At 73.3% G+C, this 6,243-nt stretch carries 4 protein-coding genes; 3 read left to right on the top strand and 1 reads right to left on the bottom strand.

What is annotated here, in order from left to right:
- Positions 1-9: 9 nt before the first annotated feature.
- The gene (locus ACFVJS_RS11370; protein WP_378879620.1) at positions 10-2,016 is read right to left on the bottom strand and encodes a helicase-associated domain-containing protein; all 2,007 of its coding nucleotides are present in this window, start codon (positions 2,014-2,016) and stop codon (positions 10-12) included.
- Positions 2,017-2,298: 282 nt separating this feature from the next.
- On the opposite strand from ACFVJS_RS11370, the gene ACFVJS_RS11375 reads away from it, so the two are divergent.
- The 3 genes from ACFVJS_RS11375 to ACFVJS_RS11385 are packed head-to-tail and all read left to right on the top strand — an operon-like array spanning position 2,299 to position 6,207.
- The gene (locus tag ACFVJS_RS11375) at positions 2,299-3,126 is read left to right on the top strand and encodes a PP2C family protein-serine/threonine phosphatase (RefSeq protein WP_378879623.1); all 828 of its coding nucleotides are present in this window, start codon (positions 2,299-2,301) and stop codon (positions 3,124-3,126) included.
- On the top strand, positions 3,123-4,994 hold the full coding sequence (locus tag ACFVJS_RS11380; protein ID WP_378879627.1) for an FHA domain-containing protein: 1,872 nt from the start codon (positions 3,123-3,125) through the stop codon (positions 4,992-4,994). The genes ACFVJS_RS11375 and ACFVJS_RS11380 overlap by 4 nt, the downstream gene beginning before the upstream one ends.
- Positions 4,995-5,043: 49 nt before the next feature.
- Positions 5,044-6,207: an RDD family protein gene (locus ACFVJS_RS11385; RefSeq protein WP_378879630.1), complete on the top strand. Its 1,164-nt coding sequence runs from the start codon at positions 5,044-5,046 to the stop codon at positions 6,205-6,207.
- Positions 6,208-6,243 lie beyond the last annotated feature (36 nt).

Genomic DNA, 6,243 nt, shown 5'->3' on the forward strand with positions numbered 1-6,243 from the left:
CGCACCAGCCTACGGCTGCGTCGGGCGCACGGCCCGAACGCGGGAGAGCGCGAAGGAGCGTACGTCGCCGTCGACCCGGGCGGTGAGCGAACCGCCGTCCAGACCCAGTGGCTCGACCCGCGCCTCCCCGCCGACACCACGCCCGTCGACGTAGGAGATGACGACCTGCTCACCGGCGTCGATGGCCTCGTGGAGGATCGCCATGGTCGAGGCCGGCTCGGGCGGCGCCGGGCGCGAGGCCGCGGTCTCGTCGCCCGCCTTCACCCGGGTCGCCACCGCGGCCGCCCGGGCGGCGAGGTGGGCCTCCTGGGCGCCTGCCGGACGCTGGGCGTTGCGGCTCTTGGCGCGCTTGGCGTCCGGACGCGCCACGTGGACCGATCCGTCGGGCGCCTCGACGACCGGAGCCAGGCCGAGCTCGCGGAGCCGGGGGAGGAGGGAGTCGAGCGCGACCGTGCTGACGACGACCGTCGGCGCCAGCCGACGCAGGCCCAGGGACTCGGCCGCGGGATGGGCCAGCAGCTCCGCGAGCGCGGCCTCGTCGTCGCTGCGGAGGTAGGCGGCGGCGAACCCGACCCGCACGGTCCCGAACGTACGCGCCGTGTCGTCGACCAGGTAGGTCAGCGCCTGCGGGACCGGAGTGCGGGAGGCTGTGGCGAGGAACGCATGGATCTCGGTGGCGGTCCAGCCGCGGTCCATCGCCCGGCGCACCGACTCCTTGGTGAACCGGTAGACCGTCGCCCCGCCGTGCGACTCCACCGTCGCGACGACGGCCAGCGTGCGGGCCAGCGCGGGCTCGAGCGGCCCCGGGGCGACCGCGGTCAGGTCACCCTGCAGCAGCACGTGGTCGACCGGCTCCGGCAGCAGCTCGGCAAGGGTCGCGACCGGGTCCTCGCCCGCCACCAACCCCCGGCCGTACGCAGCCAGCCCCCCGAACGCCACCACCCCGACCGTCTCCGCCTCGGTGAGCGTCCAGGCCACCAGCGACTCGCGGGACTCGGTGCGGGTGCGCGGCCGACGCGGCCGCTCCCAGGCCAGCCTGGCGACGACCGCGGCGGGCCCGGTGCCGGCAGCCAGCACCTCGTCGGATGGGAGGTCGGCCAGCAACCGCAGCGTCAGCCGACGCGTCTCCACGGCCGAGGCGCCAGCCATGTCGGGCGCCAGGGCGTTCCATGTCTTGCCGGCGGGGTCACGCTGGCCGACCAGCCCGGGAAGCCGCGGCGACGCCAGCCAGGCGCCGGCGACGAGCGCCCACCGGGCGGCCAGCGGCTGCTGCAGCCACTGGTCGAAGAGCTCGGTCGGCATCCACGACGGGTCGCCCTCCTCGTCGGTGCCCAGCGCGAGCAGGCCGGAGGCCCAGGAGACCTCGATCAGCAGCGCAGCGGTCGGCTCCGGGACATGGAGCCGCTCGGCGGTGGCCTTCAGGTCGCGGACCGTCAGGCCGGTCCCGCCGCGCAGCGACCGGGGCGGGGTGGCGCCCCAGGCGTCGAGGAGCAGCTCGAGGTTGCGTACCAGCTCGAAGGCGGCGCCCGCGGCCGCCCGGTCGACCAGTGCGGACGCCCGTGAGGAGGTCGGCAGCGACGGCGGGACGTCGACCGGAGTCGGCGTCGTCCGGCCGCCACGCAGCGCGAGCCCGACCTGGCCGGGGAGGGTCAGCATCCCGTCGCCGGACGACACCAGCAGCCCGTGGGCGATCAGCTCCTCCGCAGGCCCGGAGGCCTCGGCCACCGATACGCGCGGGCGCGCGCGTGTGGAAGAGGCCTGCCCGCCTCCGGCGTCCACGGCCTCCAGCATCGCGCGGGCCTCGGCGGAGACGGCCGCCAGGCGGCGAACCACTTCTTCCTGGTCATCCCCGAGATCGCCGGTGAACGGCTGCAGTCCGGAGACACCGGGAGAGCCACGCAGCAGGGCCGCGACCCCGGTCACCGCGCGCAGACCCTCGAGGGAGTGCCACACCAGGCCGGAGTCCTCCAGATGAGAAAGTGCCCGTGTCGCGGCGTCGACATCGGCGTTCACCATGGAAGATAAGTGGGCTTTGGTGGTTTGATTCGCGAGGACAACGGCATCAAGCACGATCAGCTCGAGATGGTTAAGGTCATCCAGCGCATGGTGCAAGGATGTGCGAGTGGCTGCTCGGGCGGCGAGTTGGCCGGAGTCATGAGGGGACGGCGTGGCGAGATCAGGACGAGCAAGAAGCAGGCGTGAGATGCGCTCTGTGGGCCAAGAGCGCAACTGGTCTGCGAGTGAGCGGAAGCCTGTGTCCATCGGCATCACGCTATCCCGGCAGGCCTAGGGGGCGAGATGTCCAGGAAAGTAGTGATCGCGCACGGGGCCGCGACCGATGTCGGCCAGGTGCGAAAGGTCAACGAGGACTCCCACGTGGCCGAGCCACCCGTCTTCGTCGTCGCCGACGGCATGGGCGGCCATGACGGTGGTGACATCGCCAGCGAGATGGTGATCCAGGAGTTCGCCAAGCTCGGCGGCACCCATTACGTCTCCGAGTCCGGCAGCCAGGCGATGGTCGAGGCGCTCCAGGCGGCTCAGGACCGGATCGTGGCCTTCGCGCTCGAGCAGCGCTCGCGCGGGGCCTCGGACTACCAGTCCGGCACCACCTGCGCCGCGGCGCTGATCGCCGACGGTGGCAGCAGTCCGCTGTGGATCCTCCTCAACGTCGGCGACTCGCGCATCTACCGATACTTCGACGGTACGTTGAGCCAGCTCAGCCGCGACCACAGTCTGGTGCAGGAGCTGGTCGACTCCGGCCAGATCACCCCCGAGCAGGCCGAGCACCACCCGGAGCGCAACGTCGTGACCAGGGCGCTCGGCGGGATGGCGCCAGCGGTCCCCGACATCTTCCAGGTCACGCTCCCGGTGGGCGCTCGGCTGATGCTGTGCTCGGACGGCGTGAGCGGAATGATCTCGGATGCTGAGATCGCCGACATCCTCGCGGCGGAGGACACCGACGCCCGCGACACGGCCGAGAAGCTCGTCGCCGCCGCGGTCGAAGCGGGTGGGCGGGACAACGCCACCGCGATCGTGGTCGATGTGATGGGATTGGCCGAAGAGAACCCGTATGACTCGGAGCAACAAAGGGTGAGTATGGAGCAGAAGCTAGGAGTGCTGCCATGAGTGAGCCAGCAACCATCGCAAGCACGTCCTACACGCCGGGCACTTGGTTCGGCATCATCGGTGAGAGCGCCACGGTGCTGCTCCCGCCCTCGGAGAAGAGCCGCGCAGGCGCCCTGTGGGCGCTCGTCGACGACGGCGCCGGGTTCGACGAGGTGCTCGATGCGCTCGTCGCGACCGGACTGAGCTCGTTGCCGGGCTTCGTCCTCATCTCCGGGGACGTGACGCCCGACGGCGGCAGCGTACGCACGGTCGTGCGCGGCCCCTCGGTGGTCTCTTTCGAGGCCGTCGAGGGTTCGGTCGAGGTCGACGGCTCGTCGTCGAAGACGTGGGTCGAGCGCACTCTCGAGGGTGTCACCCGGATGTCCGTCTCCCTCGGTGACGAGGGCGCCACCGGTGAGCCGATGACCGCCCTCGGTGGCCTTCTGCGGGTCTCCGGCCTCGAGGTCCCGCCGCCGGCGCCGGAGTCCAGCCAGGACGACTCCCCGGAGAGCCGCGCCGGTTTCGTCGGCGCCCCGGTGGCTGTCGAGGAAGCCTCCGACGACAGCGTGGACGAGCCGGTGCAGGCCGACCCGCTCTCCGACCCGCTGCCCGAGGAGAGCTACACCGACTCGGCCGAGGAGGGTCTCGACGAGGACGAGCCGGTCGCGGCTCCGCCCTCGCTGTCCGTCGTGCCGCCGATCCCGGTCTCGGGCGATCTTCCGGGCCTCGGGGACGACTCGGACGCCGACTCCGACGAGCCGATCTCGGTCAACCGTGGTGAGGAGTCGAGCGACGCCCTCGCGCCGCGCCACGACGATCTGACCGAGCCGACCGAGGCCTTCGAGGTGCCGGCGGCGTCGCAGGACGTCGACGACCAGGACTACCCCGAGCCCGCCTCCCGTGGCTACGAGGACGACTACGCCAGCGACGAGCACGCCGCTGCCGTGGCGTCGTCCTTCGGCCCGTCCGCGGTCTCCCCGGAGCCGGTCGACGAGCCCGAGGTCGAGCCCGACGCCGAGACCGAGGTCCTCGCCGCCGTCGAGGACGAGCCCTACGGCGAGAACCCGTCGTCCTACGACGAGCAGCAGTCCTACGACGAGCCGGAGTCCGCCCAGGCGCCCGACTTCGGCCCGCCGTCGATGCCGCCCCCGCCGCCACTGACGACGCCTCCGCCGCCGCCTGTCGACGCGCCGCCCGCTGCCTTCGAGGGCGCACCCGCGGCGGCCAACGGCCTGATCGACTCCGCGCCGGTCGACGCCCCGATCGAGGCTCCGCCCGTCGACGGCCCGCCCGTCGGCGCGCCGGTGGGCGACATCCCGCCCGCGCCTCCGGCCCCGCCGGCCTTCCCCGCCCCGCCCGCGCCGCCGGCTCCGCCGGTGGCACCTGTCCCCAAGACCCGCGACGAGCCTGTCTGGGAGGAGCCCGTCCCCGACGAGGACGACCACGACGGTCTCACCCGCATCGGTGTCGGTGAGGATCTCAACGCGGGCCTCGCCGGGATCCCGGGGCAGCCGGAGGCGCCGAAGGTGACCGCCTACCCGGTCGCGCGGCTGGAGTTCTCCAGCGGCGACCGCGTCGACGTCGACCGGGTCGTGCTCGTCGGCCGGGCTCCCGAGGCGAGCCGGTTCACGCCCACCGAGCAGCCGATGCTGGTGACCGTGCCGAGCCCTCACCAGGAGATCTCCTCGACCCACTGCGAGATCCGTCCGGGTGCCGGCGTCGACCACGGCGCCGCCGTGGTCACCGACCTCGGCTCGACCAACGGCACCGTCCTGGTCCAGCCCGGTCTCGGCCCCGAGGACCTGCGCCCCGGCGTGCCCGTCCAGCTCATGCCGGGTGCTGTCATCGACCTCGGTGACAGCCTCACGATCCGGGTGACCAACCCGTGATCGAGCGGCTTTCGCTCATGTCGCCGTCGTCCCCCGTGGAGGCGGCGGCATGAGCGTGGCCGGCCTCCAGGCCCCGGCGGCCGAGGCCGCCATCGCGGAGCCGGATCGCCGGTTCTACGCATTCGCCATCGACCGGGTGATCGCCTGGGCGATCTTCGCCGCGGCGGGCCTCGTCGCCTGGCTGATCTTCTTCCGCAACGGAAACCAGCTGCCCGGCATCGGCCTGATCGCCGGTGTCGTGCTGGTGGTCTGGCTGGTCGGCACCATCCTGACCGGCTCCGGTGGCAAGACCCCCGGGAAGATGGCCCTTGGGCTCCGGGTGGTCAGCGACGACTCCGGAGCCGCGGGCCGCCCGATCGGCGTCGGCAAGGCATTCGTACGCCAGGCCCTCCTCGGTCTCTGCACGATCCCGACGCTCGGCATCGGCACCGCCACCTTCGCCTGGGTCGCCGCCATGGACGAACGCGGCCGTCGCCAGGGGTGGCACGACCGTCGCGCGGGCTCGGTCGTGGTCGACGTACGCCCTCCGGCCGTCGTCGAGGCCGAGGAAGAGGCCCCGGCGCCGCGCCGCATCGTCAACCTGACCACCATGCGTCTCAAGCAAGCCGAGGCCACGCCGGAGCGCGCCGAGCGCCCGCAGACCCCGGCTGCTCCGACCCAGAGCCCCGCCCAGGCCGCGGCCGAAGCTCAAGCCGCGCAGACCCGGGTCGGGTCGCCGATCGCTCGCCAGACGCCGCCGGCTCCGGTTGCGCCCCCGGCCCCGATGCCACCGACGCCCGCCCCGCCGGCTCCGCCCGCCCCGCCCGCCCCGCCGGCTCCGTCGGCGGTGCAGCCGGCCGCTCCGGCGCCGCCCACGTCCGCCCCGCCGCCCGCGGCGACGGCCCGCTGGCGGGTCACCTTCGACACCGGCCAGAGCTTCGTGGTCGAGGGTCTCGCCATCGTCGGCCGCGGCCCGGAGCCACGTCCCGGCGAGGAGGTCTCCCACCGGGTGGCCCTCTCCTCGAGCGACATGTCGCTGTCCAAGACCCACGCCCAGTTCCAGGTCGCCGCCGACGGCACCCTCGTGGTGATGGACCGGGGCTCCACCAACGGCACCACCCTGATCCGCCAGGGTGCCGCCCGCGCCCTCGGCGCCCGCCGGCCGGCCGCCCTCGTCCATGGCGACAAGGTGAAGTTCGGCGACCGCACCATGGACGTGGTCCGCGAGGCCTGACCCGCGTCCCTCCCCGCCGAATCGGTAGTTGTGGGC

The organism is Nocardioides sp. NPDC057772 (assembly GCF_042798075.1).
Classification (GTDB): domain Bacteria; phylum Actinomycetota; class Actinomycetes; order Propionibacteriales; family Nocardioidaceae; genus Nocardioides.

Excerpts from the sequence above, each read along its gene's own strand:
- ACFVJS_RS11370 (WP_378879620.1), bottom strand. The coding sequence starts at position 2,016 with ATGGTGAACGCCGATGTCGACGCCGCGACACGGGCACTTTCTCATCTG.
- ACFVJS_RS11375 (WP_378879623.1), top strand. The coding sequence starts at position 2,299 with ATGTCCAGGAAAGTAGTGATCGCGCACGGGGCCGCGACCGATGTCGGC.
- ACFVJS_RS11380 (WP_378879627.1), top strand. The coding sequence starts at position 3,123 with ATGAGTGAGCCAGCAACCATCGCAAGCACGTCCTACACGCCGGGCACT.
- ACFVJS_RS11385 (WP_378879630.1), top strand. The coding sequence starts at position 5,044 with ATGAGCGTGGCCGGCCTCCAGGCCCCGGCGGCCGAGGCCGCCATCGCG.